This window comes from Pseudoxanthomonas sacheonensis (assembly GCF_010093305.1).
Classification (GTDB): Bacteria; Pseudomonadota; Gammaproteobacteria; order Xanthomonadales; family Xanthomonadaceae; genus Pseudoxanthomonas_A; species Pseudoxanthomonas_A sacheonensis.
The window spans coordinates 170412-187314 of record NZ_PDWS01000006.1 but is presented as its reverse complement, the minus strand read 5'-3'; the positions used below and the strand labels follow the sequence as shown (position 1 = coordinate 187314).

Sequence of the window (16903 nt, the reverse complement as noted above, 5' to 3'; positions counted from 1 at the left end):
GAATGGGGAATGGGGAATGGGGAAAAGCGTAACCGCTTTTGCTCGTCATCCCAGCGAAAGCTGGGATCCATTTTGACGTTGCTCGTAGTTACCGACGCTTACAAGAAGCAAGATCAAGATGGATCCCAGCTTTCGCTGGGATGACGACGCTCATTTTTCGCCGTTACTGTTGGAACTCCCGCTTCGTCTCGCCCACCAACGGCAACGTCGCCATGTCCCAACGCGGCGTGACTTTCACCGCTGCGGTTTCGTGCTGACCGGCCTGCAGGCGCAGCGCACCGGCGAAAGCGATCATCGCGCCATTGTCGGTGCATAGTTCGGGACGCGGGAAACAGGCGCGGCCGCCGCGCTTGGCGCAGATGTCGTGCAGCTTGGCGCGCAGGCGCTTGTTGGCGCCCACGCCGCCGGCGATCCCCAGGGTGTCGCTGCCCGCCGCTTCCAGCGCGCGTTCGCACTTGATGGCCAGAGTGTCCACCACCGCGTCCTCGAAGCCGCGCGCGATATCGGCGCGGGTGGCGTCGGACTGGTCGCTGTCGCGCCAGGCCAGCATCACCTGGGTCTTCAGGCCGCTGAAGCTGAAATCCAGGCCGGGCCGGTCGGTCATCGGCCGGGAGAACCTGTAGACGCCCGGGCGGCCGGTTGCCGCCAGCGCCGCCAGTTGCGGCCCGCCGGGGTAAGGCAGGCCCATGACCTTGGCGGTCTTGTCGAAGGCCTCACCCGCCGCATCGTCCAGGGTTTCCCCCAGCAACCGGTAGCTGCCGATGGCGTCCACCGCCACCAGCTGGGTATGCCCGCCTGAGACCAACAGGGCCACGAAAGGCGCTTCGGGCGGGTCGTCTTCCATCAAAGGCGCCAGCAGATGGCCTTCCATGTGGTGCACGCCCACCGCCGGGACTTCCAGCGCCCAGGCCAGAGAGCGGGCCACTCCCGCCCCGACCAGCAGCGCGCCGACCAGCCCGGGACCGGCGGTATAGGCCACCCCGTCCAGGTCTTCGAGCTTCAGATCGGCCTCGGCCAGGGTCTGCCTGACCAACGGCAGCAGCTTGCGGACATGGTCGCGGCTGGCCAGTTCCGGCACCACGCCGCCGTATTCGGCATGCAAGGCGATCTGGCTGTAGACCGCGTGGGCGCGCAGCCCGGCGCTGCCCGGCAGGGCCGTGTCGTAGACGGCCACGCCGGTCTCATCGCAGGAGGTTTCGATGCCAAGGACGCGCATGGGCTCAAAATGGGGGCTTGTGGGCGGGGTTTCCAACAGCTGGAAGCTGGTCATCCAGCGCCCGGGCGGGTTGCAGGCAGGGCCGGGGTGCCGTTATCATACGCGGCTCGCCGGGACTGACCCGGTTGTTTGTGTCCCGGAGATTCCATGCCCAGCGTCAAAGTCCGCGAAAACGAGCCTTTTGAGTTTGCTCTGCGTCGCTTCAAGCGTACCTGCGAAAAAGCCGGTGTTCTGGCCGAAACCCGCAAGCGCGAGTTTTACGAGAAGCCGACCCAGGAACGCAAGCGCAAGGCCGCCGCTGCGGTGAAGCGCCAGCTGCGTCGCAGCTCGCGCGACGTCACCAAGCGCCAGCGCCTGTACTGAGCCGCGTCGCTTCGCCAGAAGCCGGCACGCGCGAGCGTAGCCGGCTTTTTGTGTTTTTGGGCCCGCAGGGCGGGCGTTGCCCGCCGCGGGGTTCGAGCAAAAAGCATGGCGGGCAATGCCCGCCCTACGGAGATTGTCATGAGCCTTAAAGCAAAGTTGGTCGAAGACATGAAGGCCGCCATGAAGGGCGGCGACAAGCACACCCTGGGCGTGGTGCGCCTGATCAACGCCGCCATCAAACAGCGCGAAGTGGACGAACGCATCGAGCTGGACGACGCCGCGGTGATCGCCGCGATGGAAAAGATGGTCAAGCAGCGCAAGGATTCGGTCAGCCAGTTCGAGGCCGCCGGCCGCGAGGACCTGGCCGCCGTCGAGCGTGCCGAAATCGTGGTGATCGAGAAGTACCTGCCGGCCAAGCTGGGCGAGGCCGAGATCCTGGCCGCCATCGAGGCTGCCATCGCCGAAACCGGCGCCACCGGCCCGGCCGACATGGGCAAGCTGATGGGCGTGCTGAAGCCGAAGCTGGCCGGACAGGCCGACATGGGTCTGGTGTCGGCGCTGGTGAAGAAGAAGTTCGCGGGCTGAGCTTTTCTCCCTCCCCTTCAAGGGGAAGGCCGGGATGGGGATGGTTTTCCCGTCCGATCTTACTGACTCGCTTTCGCAGCAACACCATCCCCAACCAACCCTCCCCTTGAAGGGGAGGGCTAAGCTGTTCCGGCCATGACCGAATCCATCACCTCTCCGAATATCGAACTGCGTCCTGCAACGCGCGCCGACGTGTCGCAAATCCTGGCTTTCGTCCGCGAGCTGGCCGAGTACGAGAAGCTCGCCCATGAGGCCGTCGCTACCGAAGCCGGCATGACCGAGCAATTGTTCGGTGCGCGCCCCGCCGCCGAAGTCGTGATAGCCGAAGTCGACGGCCAACCTGCCGGTTTCGCCCTGTTCTTCCACAATTTCTCGACCTTCCTCGGCCAGCGCGGGCTGTACCTGGAAGATCTGTTCGTCCGACCGCAATATCGCGGCCTGGGCCTGGGCAAGCGGCTGATGGTCCATCTGGCCAAGCTGGCGGTGGAACGCGGCTGCGGCCGCTTCGAATGGTCGGTGCTGGACTGGAACGAACCGGCCATCCGCTTCTACCGCAGCCTGGGCGCGGTGGGCCTGGAGGAATGGACGGTGCAACGGCTAACCGGGCCGGCCCTGGACGCACTGGCCGCGCATTCAGATCGGCTCGGGCGCTAAAGTCGCGCCGTGCCATGCGCTCGCATGGCATCCTAATCTTTCCATGGCCCGCATTCCCGACGCCTTCATCGACGACCTCCTGGCGCGCACCGACATCGTCGAGGTGATCGGTACGCGCGTGCCGCTGAAACGGCAAGGCAAGGAGTATTCGGCGCGCTGCCCGTTCCACGACGAGCGCTCGCCGTCGTTCACCGTGTCGCAGACCAAGCAGTTCTACCACTGCTTCGGTTGCGGGGCGCACGGTACCGCCATCTCGTTCCTGATGAACTACGACCGCCTGGAATTCCTGGATGCGGTGGACGAGCTGGCCAAGCGCGCGGGCATGGAAGTGCCCAAGGAAACGCGGACCCGCAACGAGACCGACGACGGCCGCGACATGTACGCGGCGCTGGATGCAGCCGCCAGGTTCTTCCAGCGGCAACTGGAAAACAGCGAGAAAGCGAAGGCCTATCTCGACCAGCGCGGCGTCGACGACGGCATCCGCGCGCAGTTCTCCATCGGCTACGCACCGGATGGTTTTTCCGCGCTCAAGGATGCGTTGGGCACGGACGAGCGCCGGATCAAGTTGCTGGACAAGACCGGCATGCTGTCCAGGAGCGACAACGGCCGCGTCTACGACAAGTTCCGCGACCGGGTGATGTTCCCCATCCACGACCGCCGCGGCCGCGTGATCGCCTTCGGCGGCCGCGTGCTGGCCAAGGACGACGGCCCCAAATACCTCAATTCGCCGGAAACGCCGCTGTTCCACAAGGGCCGCGAACTCTACGGACTGTGGCAGGTGCGCCAGGCCAACCAGAAGATCGAACGGCTGGTGGTGGTGGAGGGCTACATGGATGTGGTGTCGTTGTTCCAGTACGGGGTGACGCAAGCCGTCGCGACGCTGGGCACGGCGACCACGCCCGATCATGCCGAGCTGCTGTTCCGCAATTCGCCGGACGTGTATTTCTGCTTCGACGGCGACGCCGCCGGACAGCGCGCGGCGTGGAAAGCGCTGGAGTCGGTGCTGCCGCGCATGAAGGACGGGCGCCAGGCGTTCTTCCTGTTCCTGCCCGATGGCGAGGACCCGGACAGCATCGTGCGCAGCGAAGGCGCGGCGGGTTTCGACATGCGTTTGCAGCAGGCCACGCCGTTGTCGCAGTTCTTCTACGATGAGCTGGGCAAGGACGTGAACCTGTCCACGCTGGACGGCAAGGCGCGGCTGGCCGAGCGCGCCAAACCTTTGCTGGCGCAGATACCGGACGGCGCGTTCGGCGACCTGATGCGGCAGCGGCTGGGCGAAATCACCGGCGTCGGCGTGCGCCAGCAACCCGCCCTGCCCGAGAAACCGAAAGTCGCTTCGCGCCTGCCGGCGCAGGCGCAGAAGCGCAGCCTGGTGCGCGGCGCGATCTCGGTGCTGCTGCAACAACCTTCGCTGGCGCTGGCGCTGGAACCGCCGTACGGCTTCAAGGACCTGAAGCTGCCCGGCGTGGAATTGCTGGTGGAACTGCTCTCGCTGGTGCATGCGCGCCCCGAGATCACCACCGGCGCATTGCTGCAGCATTTCGCCGAACGCGAAGAATCCGGCGCGCTGCAGAAGCTCGCATCGCAAGTGCTGCCCGGCGGCGGCGCCAGCTGGCGCCAGGAGCTGATCGACGCGGCCGAGCAACTGGAGGACCAGGCCATCCAGCAGCGCCTGACCGAGTTGCAGGCGAAGATGGGCGCCGGCCCGCTGGATGTCGCCGACAAGTACGAGCTGATGACCCTGCTGCAGGCGCAACGCCGGCGCGGCAAGCGACCCGCTTGACCGCACTGGGGGGGCGGCTTTGTAGAGCCGGGCTTGCTCGGCTGCTCTTTGGCAGATTCAAGAGCAGCCGAGCAAGCTCGGCTCTACAAAGAAAGAAAGCATGACGTTAGTCATGAGCGTGTGCGCTTTTCACGGGTTACAGTCCTGTGATCGCCTCCCGGAGAGTCCTGATGCGTCGCATTACTTACACGTTGTGCACCAGTCTGTTGCTTGTTTCCGCGCTGCCCGCTTCGGCCCAGCGTGCGCCGGAAGTGCAACGCCTGGAACAAGGCAACCGCATCACAGAAAACGTCCCTGAAATACCCGCGGAACTGATCGAGCGGCTGGACCGCTACCAGAACACGCGCGGCGCATCCTTTGCCGGCTGGACCAAAGACGGCTGCGTGTTGATCAGCACCCGCTTCGCCGAGACGGCGCAGGCGCACCGCGTGTGCCAGCCGATGGGCATGCGCGAGCAGCTGACGTTCTATCCCGAACCCATTTCGGGATTGACTCCTTCGCCGGCTGCCGCCTGGCGCCAGGGTTTCGTTTTCGCCAAGGACAAGGGCGGCGACGAATTCTCGCAGCTGTACTGGTTCGATGAATCGACCCGCTCCATCACGCTGTTGACCGATGGCAAGCGCACGCAGAACGACGGCGCGGCGATCAGCCGCGACGGCGGGCTGATGGCCTATACCAGCACGGCGCGCAACGGCACCGACCGCGACGTGTGGGTGCGCGACACCCGCGCCGGCACGGCGCGTCCGTTGGTGACCGCGGGCGGCAGCTGGAGCGCGATGGATTTCTCGCCGGACGGCAAGCGATTGCTGGTGATGAAGTACGTGTCGGCCAACGAGTCCTACCCCGGCGTGGTCGATCTGGCCACCGGCAAGTTGGAACTGTTTCCCGTGGATGGCGGCAAGGCCGCATTCGCCGGCTTCAAGTTCGCGCCGGACGGCAAGTCGGTGTACTTCATCTCCGACGAGCCTTTCGACGGCAAGCCCAGCGAATTCCAGACACTGCGTTTCCACGCCCCCGACACCGGCAAGTTCGAACAGTTGAGCGGCGCCATTCCGTGGGGTGCGGAAGGGTTGGAAATCGCCGAAGACGGCAAGCATCTGGCGTTCGTCACCAACGAGGACGGCATAAGCAAATTGCACGTGCTGTCGCTTCCCGGCCATCGCCCGGTGAAGCTGCCCGAACTGCCGGTCGGGGTGATCGGCGGCCTGGGTTTCTCGGCCGACGGCAAGCGCCTGGCGCTGAGCCTCAACACCGCCACTTCGCCCAGCGACGTGCATGTGATCGACCTGGCCAGCCGCCAGCGCACGCAGTGGACGCGAAGCGAAGTCGGCGGTCTGGATGCTTCGAAGTTCGTCGCACCGACGCTGGTGCGCTTTCCTACCTTCGATCAGGTGGATGGCAAGCCTCGCACCATTCCCGCGTTCTACTACCGCCCGGCCAAGCTGCCGGCCAACGGAAAACTGCCGGTGGTCATCAATATCCACGGAGGTCCGGAGAGCCAGGCGCTGCCCACATTCACTCCCAGTTTCCAGTTCATGGCCAACGAGCTGGGCGTCGCGGTGCTGGTGCCCAACGTGCGCGGCTCCTCGGGCTACGGCAAGACCTACCTCACCCTGGACAACGCGGAAAAGCGCGAAGACTCGGTGAAGGACATCGGCGCCCTGCTCGACTGGGTCGCCGCGCAGCCCGAACTCGACGCCAGCCGCGTGGGCGTGGCCGGCGGCAGCTACGGCGGCTACATGGTGCTGGCTTCGCTGATGCACTACGGCGACCGTATCCGCGCCGGCGTGGACACGGTCGGCATTTCGCACTTCGGCACTTTCCTCAACAACACCGAAAGCTACCGCCGCGACCTGCGCCGCGCCGAATACGGCGACGAGCGTGTGCCGGAGATGAAGGCGGTGTTCGACCGCATCTCGCCGTTGAACAACGCCGGCAAGATCACCTCGCCGCTATTCGTGGCCCAGGGCCGCAACGATCCGCGCGTGCCCTATACCGAAGCCGAGCAGATCGTGAAGGCGGTTCGTGGCAACGGGCAGCCGGTGTGGTTCCTGATGTACGCCGACGAAGGCCACGGCTTCAAGAAGAAGACCAACAGCGATTATTTCGGCGCGGCGGCGATACGGTTCTGGCAGGAGTATCTGTTGAAGTAAGCGGAGCGGTGCGGATCTGCGCCGCTCAGCGCAGATCCTTCACCACTTCCCCGCCCTTCATCACGAACGGAATCGTTTCGAGCAGGCTCACATCCTGGGTCGGATCGCCGGAGACGGCGATCAGATCGGCCCAGCGGTCTTTTTCGATCGCACCGACATCCTTGCGGTCCAGGGCCACGGCCGCATCCAGCGTCGCACTGCGGATCGCCTCCACCGGCGTCATGCCGTAGCGGACCATCACCTTGAACTGGCCCGCGTTCAGGCCATGCGGATAGACACCGGCGTCGGTGCCGTAGACCATCTTCGCGCCGGCGGCATGGGCGCGGCGGAAACCTTCGCGCTGGATATCGGCGACTTCGCGGTCCTTGCGCAGGTTGTCCTCCAGCACGCCGTTCTTCTTGCCTTCGGCCTGGGTGTAGTCGGTGTTGTAGATGTCCATCGACAGCCACGCGCCGTGCTGCTTGGCCAGGGCGATGCCTTCATCGTCGATCAGGCTGGCGTGCTCGATGGTATCCACCCCGGCGCGGATGGCGTCCTTGATGCCCGAGGCGCCATGCGCGTGCGCGGCCACCTTGAGGCCCTGCAGGTGGGCTTCATCGGCGATGGCTTTCATCTCCTCCAGGCTCAGCTGCTGCTGGCCGGGCTCGGTATTGCGCGAGAACACGCCGCCGGTCGCGCAGATCTTGATGACCTGCGCGCCGTACTTGCGCAGCTCGCGCACGCGCTTGCGGCCTTCCTCGGGACTGTCGGCGTTGAACGGACTCTTCTGTTCCATCGACGGCGGGAAGAAGGTCGAATCGCAATGGCCGCCGGTCGCGCCGAACGAATAGCCGGCAGTGACGATGCGCGGCCCGGGAATCTTGCCCGCGTCGATCGCCTGGCGCAGGCCGACGTCGTTCCAGGCATCGGCGCCCACGTTGCGCACGGTGGTGAAACCGGCCGTCAAAGTCTTCTGCGCATGGGCCACCGCCAGCGCCGACCAGAACCGGTCGCTGAACTGCAGGCCGGTGTAGCCGCCATAAGTGGGATCGCTGTCCAGATGCACGTGCATGTCGATCAACCCCGGCAGCAAGGTCATGCCCTTCAGATCCACGTGCCTGGCGCCCGCCGGAACCGTGGCGGCGCCGCTGCCTGTCTCGACGATGCGGCCGTTGCGCACCAGCACGTGCGGATGGTCGATCAGGCGGCCGCTGCGGACATCCAGCATGCGGTCGGCGGTGATCCAGAGCGTCGGTTCGGCCGTGGTTTCCTGTGCGGAAACCGCGCCGGCGCCGAGCGTCATGGCCAAGAACAGGCAACTCGAAGCAATCCCGCGCCGCTGCGTCATCTCTGCGATCCCCCTTGTTATCGACCTATCGAGTATAGGCAATACGAACAAGTCGCGGAGGAACGCTGCTCAGGATTGCGGCACGAATTCGATCAGCGACGCCGGTTGCAGCAGCGGCATCAGCCAGTGGTCGGCCAGCAGGAAGGCGAACAGCGCCATCAGGTAGACGATGGAATAGTTGAACACGCGCATCGGGAAGAATTCGTCCGGCGGGTCCAGCAAGCGCCACGCGTACCACAGGAACACCGCACCCAGCACCAGCGCCCCGCCCAGGTAGAAGAAACCGCTCATGCCGATGATGCACGGCAGCACCGTCACTTCCACCAGCAGCACCGTGTAGAACAGGATCTGCCAGCGCGTATAGGTCACGCCGTGGGTCACCGGCAGCATCGGCACCAGCGCGCGCGCGTAGTCTTCGCGGCGGAAGATCGCCAACGCCCAGAAATGCGGCGGCGTCCACACGAAGATGATCAGCACCAGCAGCAGCGCGTGGGCCCAGTCCCAGCGCCCGGTCATGCCGGTGATCGCGGCCCAGCCCAGCAGCGGCGGCGCCGCGCCGGCGATGCCACCGATGACGATGTTCTGCGGCGTGGCGCGTTTCAGGAACACGGTATAGACCACCGCGTAGCCTATCAGCGAAGCGAAGGTCAGCACCGCGGTGATGGTGTTGACCCACAGCACCAGCACCGCCATCGAGATCGCCGCCAGCACCAGCGCGAACACCAGCGCCTGCCACGGCTGCAGTTGCCCGACCACCAACGGACGCCAGGAGGTGCGCGCCATCTTCGCGTCGATACGCGCGTCCAGGATCTGGTTGATGGCCGCGGCGCTGGAAGCCGCCAGCCAGATGCCGAGGAAGCCGAGCGCGCCGCGCTTGAGTTGTTGCGCATCGGGCATGCCGTCGATGGCCAGCAGCATGCCCACCAGCGCGGTGAATACGATCAGCGCGACCACGCGCGGCTTGGTGAGGCTCCAGTACTGGCGCACGACCGACATCGTCATTCCAATTTGCGCAGACGCGCCAGCAGCGAGACCAGTGCGAACAACAGCAGCGCGGCGCCCGCGTTATGCGCGACCGCCACGTGCAGCGGCAGAGCGAGCTTGACGTTGAGAACGCCAAGCGAGACCTGGGCCACGACCAGTACGAACAAAGCGGTGGACCAGCCGCGCATGCCCGGCGTGCGAAGCAGGCGCACGGCGAACGTCAACAAATACAGAGCGAGAACGACAGCGACGATGCGGTGCGCCATCTGGATGGCGATGCGCGAAGCGCCGTCCAGCACGCCGCCTTCGTAATCCACGCCGACGCCGCGCCAGAGCACGAAGCCTTCGCGGAAATCGTGCGGCGGCCACCACTGACCCACGCACTTGGGGAAATTGTCCGCCGACCAGCTGCCCGCGCCGCAGGACAGCGCGGCGTAGTTGGCGCTGACCCAGCCGCCGAGTGCGATCTGCAATCCCAGCAGCACCAGTCCGGCGATCACCCAGCGCTTCAGCGCGACCGCTTCGACCACGATGATCGGCCGGTCGATCGCTCGCCACGCCATCCAGGTCAACAGCGCGAAAGTGGTCAGCCCGCCCAGCAGATGGCCCATGACCACGATGGGCTTGAGCAGCCAGGTCACCGTCCACATGCCCAGCAGCGCCTGGAAGATGATCACCGCCAGCGTGAGCGCACCGACCCGCGCCAGGTCCACGTTGGACCAGCGCAATGCGGCGAAAAGCAGAACGACTTCGCCCAGGACCGCCAGCGCCGATGCCGCCTGGTGTTCGCCGCGCATGTACAACGGAATCGCAGTGGCCACCAGCAACGAAGCGACGACGATCTGTGCGATGCCGTAGCGGCGCTTGCGCGCGGCCAGCACCGCCAGCAGCAGCACCAGCACGCCCAGCGAACCGGCCAGCATCCTGTGCACCTGCTCGCGCCAGGCCTTGTGGGTTTCGAACGGACGGATGGCGCTGGCGGCGTGATCGTTCACTTCGCTGGCGGCCTGCGGCCATGCGGCGCGTCCGTAGCAGGTCGGCCAATCCGGACAGCTCAGGCCCGCATCGGACAAGCGCACGAAGGCGCCGAACACCACCACGCACAAGGTGAGCGCCACGGCGAGCCAGGCGAAGCGGTGGAAATGCTTGTAGACGGCGGGACGGGCGAGCAGGTTCATCAGATCAGCTTGAGCAATTTCGAAACGTCGGTGCGGATGAAGCCCGGGTCGGTGCCCGGCGCATAGCGCAGGATCACGAAGCCGTTGGGATCGATCACGTACAGCGGCACGCCGGCCGGATCGTCCACGCGCGGCAACGCGGCCATCAGTTCGGGCGTGGGTTGCAGCAGACGCAGCGACGGGGTCTGGGGAGCGCCGGCGGGATGGGAACCGATCCAGAGGATTTCGACGTGGTCGGCCTTGTTGCCGAACAGCTGCCACACCACGTCCAGATCCCTGGCCAGTTTCAGACAGGCGCTCGCGCAGTCGGCCGGCGGCGCGACCGCGATCCGCCACATGCGTTCGGCCGGCCGCCACGCGTAGTCGCCGCCGTCCTTCAGCTTGGGCACCACTGCGCGCGCATCCACCGCCGGGCGCAGCATCTCGCCATGGGCTTTGGTGCCCTGCGGCTGCCAACCGCTGAACCGCAGTACGCCGGCGCCGAAGATCGTGCCGAAGAACAGCAGGAAGATCAGCACCAGGATCCAGCGTCCGCGACGGATCCGCGCCGCCTCGGAGGGGGTCGGAAGAGGGGGGGTCGAATTCATGTCCGGCATTTTCTCATGCGCGGCCATTCAACGCCGCCGGCGCTTGCGCAGCGTCAGCACCAGGGCGGTGATCAGCACGGCCAGCGCCAGCCCGAACCATTGCACCGCATAGCCCAGGTGGCGTTCGGGCGGCAGGGTGTTGGGCAGAATATCCAGATCGCGCAGGTAGCCGATCTTGAGCGCGGGATCCAGACGCAGCACGCGCGGAGCCAGCGTCGGCAGCTTGAGCGCGCTCGAAAGCACCGCATGGTCGAGGCTGGTCGCCAGCAGATTGCCGTCGGCCTGCGGCGAGACCACTGCGGCGGCCAGGCCCGCCGAGGGCGGCGGCGCCAGCAGACCGGCCACCTGCGTGGTGGCGGCAAACGAATCGATGCGGGGAAGGCTACGGTCGCCCGGAAGCGGCATCCACCCCAGCTCGACCAGCACGGGCGGTGTGGCGGCGGCATCGCCCTGGGGCACGCCAGGTTGGAACACGCGGTAGACACGCACGCCCGAACGCCCTTCGCTGACCTGGTTGTCCAGCAATACCGCGGGCCTGTCCAGGAAACGGCCCTCCCCTTGCGCCCAGTCGTAAGCATCGGCGCGGACCGGATCGGCGGCGGCGCGCAGCGGCAAGGGCTTGCGGGCGGCCAGCACGCCCTGCGATTGGTCCAGCATCGCCTGTTTCTGCTTGCCCCGATCCAGCTGCCAGACGCCAAGGCTGCAGAACAGCGCTATCGCCAGCAGCGCGAGCGCCCAACCGAACAGACCGTTGCTGGTCCTTCTCACGCGCACTGCTCCCGCGCCTGCGATAATGCGAGCCTTGATATTACGTGCCCACCGCCGGACCAAAGCACCATGAACGACTCGCTGAAAACCCTGCTGATCATCGCGTTCCTGATAGTGATCCTGTGGAACCTGGGCGCCGGCCTGTACTACCTGCTGGTCGACAAGGGCCAGAGCAAGCGTACCGTCAATGCGCTGACCCGGCGCATCGCCTTCTCGGTGGCGCTGATCCTGCTGGTGGCGCTGGGCATCTATACCGGCGTGATCAAGCCGCACGGTATCGGCGGCTGAAACGAAAGCCCCTCTCCAGCGGGAGAGGGGTTGGGGTGAGGGTACGGCGAAGAGGACATTCTGCCGGCAACAAAGCGAATGAAGGACTGACTACCAATCCGCACTGTTCGCCATCTCGCTTCGCCGTACCCTCATCCGGCGTTGCGCGCCACCTTCTCAGCTCTGCACACCCTTTGGGCGCCGGAGGGAGAAGGGATGCATCAAAGCACGTAGACGAACAGGAACAGTCCCAGCCACACCACGTCGACGAAGTGCCAGTACCACGCGGCCGCTTCGAACGCGAAATGGTTGTCCTTGGTGAAATGGCCCTTGGCCACGCGCAGCCACATGATCAGCAGCATCAGCGTGCCCAGGAACACGTGCGCGCCGTGGAAGCCGGTGAGCATGAAGAAGGTGGAACCGTAGATGCCCGAACCCAGGGTCAGGTTCAATTCCTTGTAGGCGTGGATGTACTCCTCGGCCTGGAAGGTGAGGAACAGGCAGCCCAGCACCACGGTCAGGCCCAGCCAGACCAGCACCTGCTTGCGGTTGGCCGCCTTCAGCGCATGGTGGGCGATGGTCAGGGTCACGCCGGAGCTGAGCAGGATGAGGGTGTTGACCAGCGGCAGGCCCCAGGCCGGGATGGTCTGGAACGCGCCACCGACCTGTGCCGGACCCGAAGTCGGCCAGGCCGCGCTGAAACCGTCCCACAGCAGCGCATTGGTCATCACGCCGTCGCCTTCGCCGCCCAGCCACGGCAGCGCCAGGTTGCGCGCGTAGAACAGTGCGCCGAAGAACGCGCCGAAGAACATCACCTCGGAAAAAATGAACCACACCATGCCCATGCGGAAGGACACGTCCACCTGCTTGTTGTAGTTGCCGGTGATCGATTCGCGGATCACATCGCCGAACCACATGAACAACGTGGCGCAGAGCATGACGATGCCGGCGAAGAACGCCCACTTGCCCCAGGCCGTCTCGTTGAGCCAGCTGGCCACGCCCAGCATGGTGGTGAACATGGCGATGGAGCCCACGAACGGCCACTTGCTGTGGTGCGGTACGTAGTAGACGTTGGCGTCCGGCGAATGCGATTGGGCCATGGCGGGGTCGTTCCTGTTGCTGATCTTGTGGTGTTTACGGAGCCGCGAGCGGCGACGACGAAGTCTTGCCCGAACCCAGGCGCGCGGTCAGGGCATCGTTCTTGAAGAAGGTATACGACAGGGTGATGGTTTTCACGTCGGCCGGCAGGTCGGGATCGACGATGAAACGCACCGGCATGTCGCGGGTCTCGCCGGCCTGCAGGGTCTGGGCGGTGAAGCAGAAGCATTCGGTCTTGGTGAAGTAACCCGACGCGCGCGCCGGCGCCACCGAAGGCACCGCGCTGCCGACGATGGCGCTCTTGCCGTCGTTGCGCGCGAAATACAGGGCCTCGTTCAACTCGCCCGGCACCACCTGCATGGTCAGCTGTTCCGGATGGAACGCCCACGGCAGTTTGGAATTCACGCCGCCGTCGAATTGCACGGTCACCTTGCGCGCGTTGGGCGTCAGCGCGGCTGCGCGGGCCTCGCCCGGACCCTGTTCCAGACGGATCCCGAATACTTTCTCGCAGGCGATGCGGTACAGGGGCACCAGCGAGAAAGTGAAGGCGAAGGCTGCCAGCGACACGCCCACCAGCTTGAACAGCCCGGCCGTGTTGGACTTCTGCGCGCTCATTGCGCGAGCACCCCGGACAGGATGAAGGCCACGTAGACCAGCAGCGCCAGGCCGCCCATCACCAACGCCGTGCGCAGCGCGCGCTTGCGGCGCACGGCGAGGTCATGCTCCGTAGAGCGAGCGGCGGGACGGGTGGGTTCGCTCATGGTCCGATCAGTGGGTCACGTCGTCGTGAGCCAGGTCGCCCGGACGGATCACCGGCGGCGTGGTGAAGGTGTGGTGCGGCGCCGGCGAAGGCACCGTCCATTCCAGGCCGCGCGCGGTTTCCCACGCCCGCGCTTGGGCCTTTTCGCCGTTGCGCAGCGACAGCCACAGGATGATGCCCATCATGAACGGCGTGGCGAACATACCGAACGCACCGATCGAGCTGACCATGTTCCAGTCGGCGAACACAGGGTTGTAGTCCGGGATGCGGCGCGGCATGCCGGCCAGGCCCAGGAAGTGCTGCGGGAAGAACAGCAGATTGACGAACACGACGGTCCACCAGAAGTGGAACTTGCTCCAGAACTCGCTGTACATGCGGCCGGTCCACTTCGGCCACCAGTAGTAGACCGCGGCGATGATGCCGAACAGCGCGCCGGTGACCAGCACGTAATGGAAGTGCGCGACCACGAAATAGGTGTCGTGGTACTGGAAGTCCGCCGGCACGATGGCCAGCATCAGGCCGGAGAAACCGCCGATGGTGAACAGGATCACGAAGGCGATGGCCCACAGCATCGGCGTCTCGAAGGAAAGCGAGCCGCGCCACATGGTGCTGACCCAGTTGAACACCTTCACCCCGGTGGGGATGGCGATCAGCATGGTCGCGAACATGAAGTAGATTTCGCCGCCCAGCGGCATGCCCACGGTGAACATGTGGTGCGCCCAGACGATGAACGACAGGAACGCGATCGAGGCGGTGGCGTAGACCATGGCCTGGTAGCCGAACAGCGGCTTGCGGCTGAAGGTCGGCAGGATCTCGCTGGCGATGCCGAACGCCGGCAGGATCATGATGTAGACCTCCGGATGGCCGAAGAACCAGAAGATGTGCTGGTACATCACCGGGTCGCCGCCGCCGGCCGCGTTGAAGAACGAAGTGCCGAAGAACTTGTCGGTCAGCAGCATGGTCACCGCGCCGGCCAGCACCGGCATCACCGCGATCAGCAGGAACGCGGTGATCAGCCAGGTCCAGCAGAAGATCGGCATCTTCAGCAGGTCGATGCCCGGAGCGCGCATGTTGAGGATGGTGGCGATGATGTTGATCGCGCCCATGATCGAGCTGACGCCCATCATGTGGATGGCGAACACGGTGAAGGCCACGTTGTAGCCGCCCTGCAGCGACAGCGGCGGGTACAGGGTCCAGCCGCCGGCCGGCGCGCCGCCCGGCAGCGCCAGGGTCATCAACAGCAGGGTGAAGGCGAACGGCATGATCCAGAACGACCAGTTGTTCATGCGCGGCAGCGCCATGTCCGGCGCGCCGATCTGCAGCGGCACCATCCAGTTGGCCAGGCCCACGAACGCCGGCATCACCCCGCCGAAGATCATCACCAGCGCGTGCACCGAGGTCATTTGGTTGAACTGTTCGGGCTTCAGGAACTGCAGGCCCGGGGTCATCAGCTCCAGACGGATCAGCACCGACATGAACGCGCCGATGATGAACATGATGAAGCTGAAGATCAGGTACAGCGTGCCGATGTCTTTGTGGTTGGTCGAGAAGAACCAACGCTCGATGAAGCCTTGCTTGTGGCCGTGATCGTCATGGTGGGCGACTTCGGAATGGGCCATGGGGTGCTACCTCAAAAAATCGAATGCGGACTGGCGAAAGATCGGCGCGGGAGCGCTCAGACCTTGGCGGGCTCTGGGGCGGCGGGTGCGGCTTCGACCGGCGGCGCCGCAGCGGGGGCCGCTTCGGCCGGCGCAGCCGCTGGCGTAGCGGCAGGGGCCGGAGCAGCAGGCGCCGGTGCGGCCGGCTTGCGCGAGGCCAGCCAGGTCTTGAACTCTTCCTTGCTTACGGCCTTGACCACGATCGGCATGAAGCCATGGTCCTTGCCGCACAGTTCGGCGCACTGGCCGCGGTAGATGCCCGGGGTCTGGATGTCGGTCCAGGCCTCGTTGATGATTCCGGGAATGGCGTCCTGCTTCCAGCCCAGCGCCGGCACCCACCAGGCGTGGATCACGTCGTCGGCGGTGATGACGAAACGGATCTTGGTGTTGACCGGCAGCACCAGCTGGTTGTCGACATCGAGCAGGTAGTGCGGATTGGCTTCCAGCGAAGGCTTGGCCTTGCTCTGGCGGATGCGGTCCGATTCGCGGTCCAGGCGGCTGGTGAACTGGACGTCCTGGCCCAGGTATTCGTACTTCCACATCCACTGCACGCCGGTGATCTTCACCGTCATTTCCGAATCGCGGGTGTCGTACATGGCGATCAGCTTGGCCGTGGCCGGCCAGGCCATCACCACCAGGATCAGGATCGGGATCACCGTCCAGATGATTTCCGCCGTGGTGTTATGGCTGAACTGCGCCGCGACCGCACCCTTGGACTTGCGGAACTTGAACATGGCGTAGGCCATGGCGCCGAACACGATGATGCCGATGACCACGCACACGTACAGCGCGATCATGTGCGCGTCGTAGGCGTGCTGCGCGGACGTGGTGACGCCCTTGCCCATGTTGAGCTGCCAGGGCTTGGGGTCGGCCGATTGCGCCCAGGCCAGTGCCGGCGCCAGCGACAATGCGCAGGCCGCACCCAAAGACCGCGTGACCCGCTTGAAGAAACCTTTCGCTTGCATCATTGCCTAGACCCTTGTGCGTCATCGGTAGCGGCTTGCCGCCGCCAGTAAATCCTGCAACTGCCTTGCCAGTTCCCGGCGTTCGGCCGGACCGAGGAAGCTACCCACCTCGACCCGCCTGCCGCTGGAAACCAGCGAAATCCTTTCGCCTTCCTCTTCGATAAGCAGTCGCACCCAATAGGGATGCGCCCGGAATATCGCTTGCGTCTCTACCCCGTTTCCGTTGCTGCGGCTTACTTCCACCACCTGGGGATCGATGGTGATGCTTTCGCCGCGCTCGCCGCTGCGCCACAACCACCGCAGCGCCGCCGCCACGATCGCGCTGTGCAGCAACGCGAAGGCCGGCGCGAACACGTTGCCGGCCAGCCAGCCTGCGCTGGCCACCAACCACATCGTTCCGGCCAGTACCGCGAACAGCGCCCTGAACTGGTGGGCCGTCAGCGCCCGGGGCGGTCGCAGGCTGAGCCTTGCGCCATGCCCGATCGGGAAAGACGGAACCACTTCGATCATGTCGCCAACTGCGCTTTTTGGCCGCAGGAAACCCTGTAAATGGTAGC

The 16903-nt window shown here is 65.4% G+C and carries 18 protein-coding genes; 6 read left to right on the top strand and 12 right to left on the bottom strand.

What is annotated here, in order from left to right; genetic code table 11:
- Nucleotides 1–163 precede the first annotated feature (163 nt).
- Nucleotides 164–1216 carry a tRNA (adenosine(37)-N6)-threonylcarbamoyltransferase complex transferase subunit TsaD gene (gene tsaD / locus CSC73_RS07820; protein ID WP_163839874.1) on the bottom strand — a complete coding sequence of 351 codons (1053 nt, stop codon included), beginning with the start codon at nucleotides 1214–1216 and terminating at the stop codon, nucleotides 164–166.
- Nucleotides 1217–1363: 147 nt separating this feature from the next.
- On the opposite strand from tsaD, the gene rpsU reads away from it, so the two are divergent.
- The 5 genes from rpsU to CSC73_RS07795 all read left to right on the top strand — a co-directional run bounded on the left by rpsU (nucleotide 1364) and on the right by CSC73_RS07795 (nucleotide 6754).
- Entirely contained in the window at nucleotides 1364–1579 is a 216-nt protein-coding gene (rpsU, locus tag CSC73_RS07815; protein ID WP_002808376.1) for a 30S ribosomal protein S21, read from the top strand.
- A 138-nt stretch (nucleotides 1580–1717) separates the two neighbouring features.
- Nucleotides 1718–2164, top strand: coding sequence for a GatB/YqeY domain-containing protein (locus CSC73_RS07810; protein ID WP_163839873.1), 447 nt, complete (start codon nucleotides 1718–1720; stop codon nucleotides 2162–2164).
- A gap of 135 nt (nucleotides 2165–2299) precedes the next feature.
- Nucleotides 2300–2818: a GNAT family N-acetyltransferase gene (locus tag CSC73_RS07805; RefSeq protein ID WP_163839872.1), complete on the top strand. Its 519-nt coding sequence runs from the start codon at nucleotides 2300–2302 to the stop codon at nucleotides 2816–2818.
- A gap of 43 nt (nucleotides 2819–2861) precedes the next feature.
- Nucleotides 2862–4601, top strand: a complete 1740-nt coding sequence (dnaG, locus tag CSC73_RS07800) for a DNA primase (RefSeq protein ID WP_163839871.1) — start codon at nucleotides 2862–2864, stop codon at nucleotides 4599–4601.
- Between the two features lie 170 nt (nucleotides 4602–4771).
- Nucleotides 4772–6754, top strand: coding sequence for an alpha/beta hydrolase family protein (locus CSC73_RS07795; RefSeq protein WP_163839870.1), 1983 nt, complete (start codon nucleotides 4772–4774; stop codon nucleotides 6752–6754).
- A gap of 25 nt (nucleotides 6755–6779) precedes the next feature.
- Here CSC73_RS07795 and CSC73_RS07790 read toward each other — a convergent pair whose 3' ends face one another.
- From CSC73_RS07790 to CSC73_RS07770, 5 genes are all read right to left on the bottom strand, one after another.
- On the bottom strand, nucleotides 6780–8036 hold the full coding sequence (locus CSC73_RS07790; protein WP_246197423.1) for a Xaa-Pro dipeptidase: 1257 nt from the start codon (nucleotides 8034–8036) through the stop codon (nucleotides 6780–6782).
- Between the two features lie 114 nt (nucleotides 8037–8150).
- Complete coding sequence (locus CSC73_RS07785; RefSeq protein ID WP_425502287.1) at nucleotides 8151–9083, bottom strand: heme o synthase; 933 nt, start codon at nucleotides 9081–9083, stop codon at nucleotides 8151–8153.
- The gene (locus tag CSC73_RS07780) at nucleotides 9080–10243 is read right to left on the bottom strand and encodes a COX15/CtaA family protein (protein ID WP_163839868.1); all 1164 of its coding nucleotides are present in this window, start codon (nucleotides 10241–10243) and stop codon (nucleotides 9080–9082) included. The genes CSC73_RS07785 and CSC73_RS07780 overlap by 4 nt, the downstream gene beginning before the upstream one ends.
- Nucleotides 10243–10830 carry a hypothetical protein gene (locus tag CSC73_RS07775; protein WP_163839867.1) on the bottom strand — a complete coding sequence of 196 codons (588 nt, stop codon included), beginning with the start codon at nucleotides 10828–10830 and terminating at the stop codon, nucleotides 10243–10245. Before CSC73_RS07775 ends, CSC73_RS07780 begins: the two co-directional genes overlap by 1 nt.
- A 27-nt stretch (nucleotides 10831–10857) precedes the next feature.
- Complete coding sequence (locus CSC73_RS07770; protein ID WP_163839866.1) at nucleotides 10858–11598, bottom strand: SURF1 family protein; 741 nt, start codon at nucleotides 11596–11598, stop codon at nucleotides 10858–10860.
- A gap of 69 nt (nucleotides 11599–11667) precedes the next feature.
- On the opposite strand from CSC73_RS07770, the gene CSC73_RS07765 reads away from it, so the two are divergent.
- Complete coding sequence (locus CSC73_RS07765) at nucleotides 11668–11886, top strand: twin transmembrane helix small protein (RefSeq protein WP_093289811.1); 219 nt, start codon at nucleotides 11668–11670, stop codon at nucleotides 11884–11886.
- Nucleotides 11887–12086: 200 nt separating this feature from the next.
- Here CSC73_RS07765 and CSC73_RS07760 read toward each other — a convergent pair whose 3' ends face one another.
- Genes CSC73_RS07760 through CSC73_RS07740 form a run of 6 tightly spaced genes read right to left on the bottom strand, consistent with a single transcriptional unit; the run spans nucleotide 12087 to nucleotide 16856 of the window.
- A complete protein-coding gene (locus CSC73_RS07760) occupies nucleotides 12087–12965 on the bottom strand; it encodes a cytochrome c oxidase subunit 3 (RefSeq protein ID WP_163839865.1) in 879 nt (292 codons plus the stop codon).
- Nucleotides 12966–12999: 34 nt separating this feature from the next.
- Nucleotides 13000–13578: a cytochrome c oxidase assembly protein gene (locus CSC73_RS07755; RefSeq protein WP_163839864.1), complete on the bottom strand. Its 579-nt coding sequence runs from the start codon at nucleotides 13576–13578 to the stop codon at nucleotides 13000–13002.
- Nucleotides 13575–13724 carry a hypothetical protein gene (locus tag CSC73_RS18355; protein WP_170299060.1) on the bottom strand — a complete coding sequence of 50 codons (150 nt, stop codon included), beginning with the start codon at nucleotides 13722–13724 and terminating at the stop codon, nucleotides 13575–13577. The genes CSC73_RS07755 and CSC73_RS18355 overlap by 4 nt, the downstream gene beginning before the upstream one ends.
- A gap of 7 nt (nucleotides 13725–13731) precedes the next feature.
- Nucleotides 13732–15342: a cytochrome c oxidase subunit I gene (gene ctaD / locus CSC73_RS07750; protein WP_163839863.1), complete on the bottom strand. Its 1611-nt coding sequence runs from the start codon at nucleotides 15340–15342 to the stop codon at nucleotides 13732–13734.
- Nucleotides 15343–15398: 56 nt separating this feature from the next.
- A complete protein-coding gene (gene coxB, locus CSC73_RS07745) occupies nucleotides 15399–16349 on the bottom strand; it encodes a cytochrome c oxidase subunit II (protein ID WP_163839862.1) in 951 nt (316 codons plus the stop codon).
- An 18-nt stretch (nucleotides 16350–16367) separates the two neighbouring features.
- Nucleotides 16368–16856, bottom strand: a complete 489-nt coding sequence (locus tag CSC73_RS07740) for a DUF2244 domain-containing protein (protein ID WP_163839883.1) — start codon at nucleotides 16854–16856, stop codon at nucleotides 16368–16370.
- Between the last annotated feature and the right edge of the window lie 47 nt (nucleotides 16857–16903).

What these genes read in the sequence shown, in the direction of transcription:
- tsaD (WP_163839874.1), bottom strand. Translation starts at nt 1,216, where the DNA reads ATGCGCGTCCTTGGCATCGAAACCTCCTGCGATGAGACCGGCGTGGCC.
- rpsU (WP_002808376.1), top strand. Translation starts at nt 1,364, where the DNA reads ATGCCCAGCGTCAAAGTCCGCGAAAACGAGCCTTTTGAGTTTGCTCTG.
- CSC73_RS07810 (WP_163839873.1), top strand. Translation starts at nt 1,718, where the DNA reads ATGAGCCTTAAAGCAAAGTTGGTCGAAGACATGAAGGCCGCCATGAAG.
- CSC73_RS07805 (WP_163839872.1), top strand. Translation starts at nt 2,300, where the DNA reads ATGACCGAATCCATCACCTCTCCGAATATCGAACTGCGTCCTGCAACG.
- dnaG (WP_163839871.1), top strand. Translation starts at nt 2,862, where the DNA reads ATGGCCCGCATTCCCGACGCCTTCATCGACGACCTCCTGGCGCGCACC.
- CSC73_RS07795 (WP_163839870.1), top strand. Translation starts at nt 4,772, where the DNA reads ATGCGTCGCATTACTTACACGTTGTGCACCAGTCTGTTGCTTGTTTCC.
- CSC73_RS07790 (WP_246197423.1), bottom strand. Translation starts at nt 8,036, where the DNA reads ATGACGCTCGGCGCCGGCGCGGTTTCCGCACAGGAAACCACGGCCGAA.
- CSC73_RS07785 (WP_425502287.1), bottom strand. Translation starts at nt 9,083, where the DNA reads ATGACGATGTCGGTCGTGCGCCAGTACTGGAGCCTCACCAAGCCGCGC.
- CSC73_RS07780 (WP_163839868.1), bottom strand. Translation starts at nt 10,243, where the DNA reads ATGAACCTGCTCGCCCGTCCCGCCGTCTACAAGCATTTCCACCGCTTC.
- CSC73_RS07775 (WP_163839867.1), bottom strand. Translation starts at nt 10,830, where the DNA reads ATGAATTCGACCCCCCCTCTTCCGACCCCCTCCGAGGCGGCGCGGATC.
- CSC73_RS07765 (WP_093289811.1), top strand. Translation starts at nt 11,668, where the DNA reads ATGAACGACTCGCTGAAAACCCTGCTGATCATCGCGTTCCTGATAGTG.
- CSC73_RS07760 (WP_163839865.1), bottom strand. Translation starts at nt 12,965, where the DNA reads ATGGCCCAATCGCATTCGCCGGACGCCAACGTCTACTACGTACCGCAC.
- CSC73_RS07755 (WP_163839864.1), bottom strand. Translation starts at nt 13,578, where the DNA reads ATGAGCGCGCAGAAGTCCAACACGGCCGGGCTGTTCAAGCTGGTGGGC.
- CSC73_RS18355 (WP_170299060.1), bottom strand. Translation starts at nt 13,724, where the DNA reads ATGAGCGAACCCACCCGTCCCGCCGCTCGCTCTACGGAGCATGACCTC.
- ctaD (WP_163839863.1), bottom strand. Translation starts at nt 15,342, where the DNA reads ATGGCCCATTCCGAAGTCGCCCACCATGACGATCACGGCCACAAGCAA.
- coxB (WP_163839862.1), bottom strand. Translation starts at nt 16,349, where the DNA reads ATGATGCAAGCGAAAGGTTTCTTCAAGCGGGTCACGCGGTCTTTGGGT.
- CSC73_RS07740 (WP_163839883.1), bottom strand. Translation starts at nt 16,856, where the DNA reads ATGATCGAAGTGGTTCCGTCTTTCCCGATCGGGCATGGCGCAAGGCTC.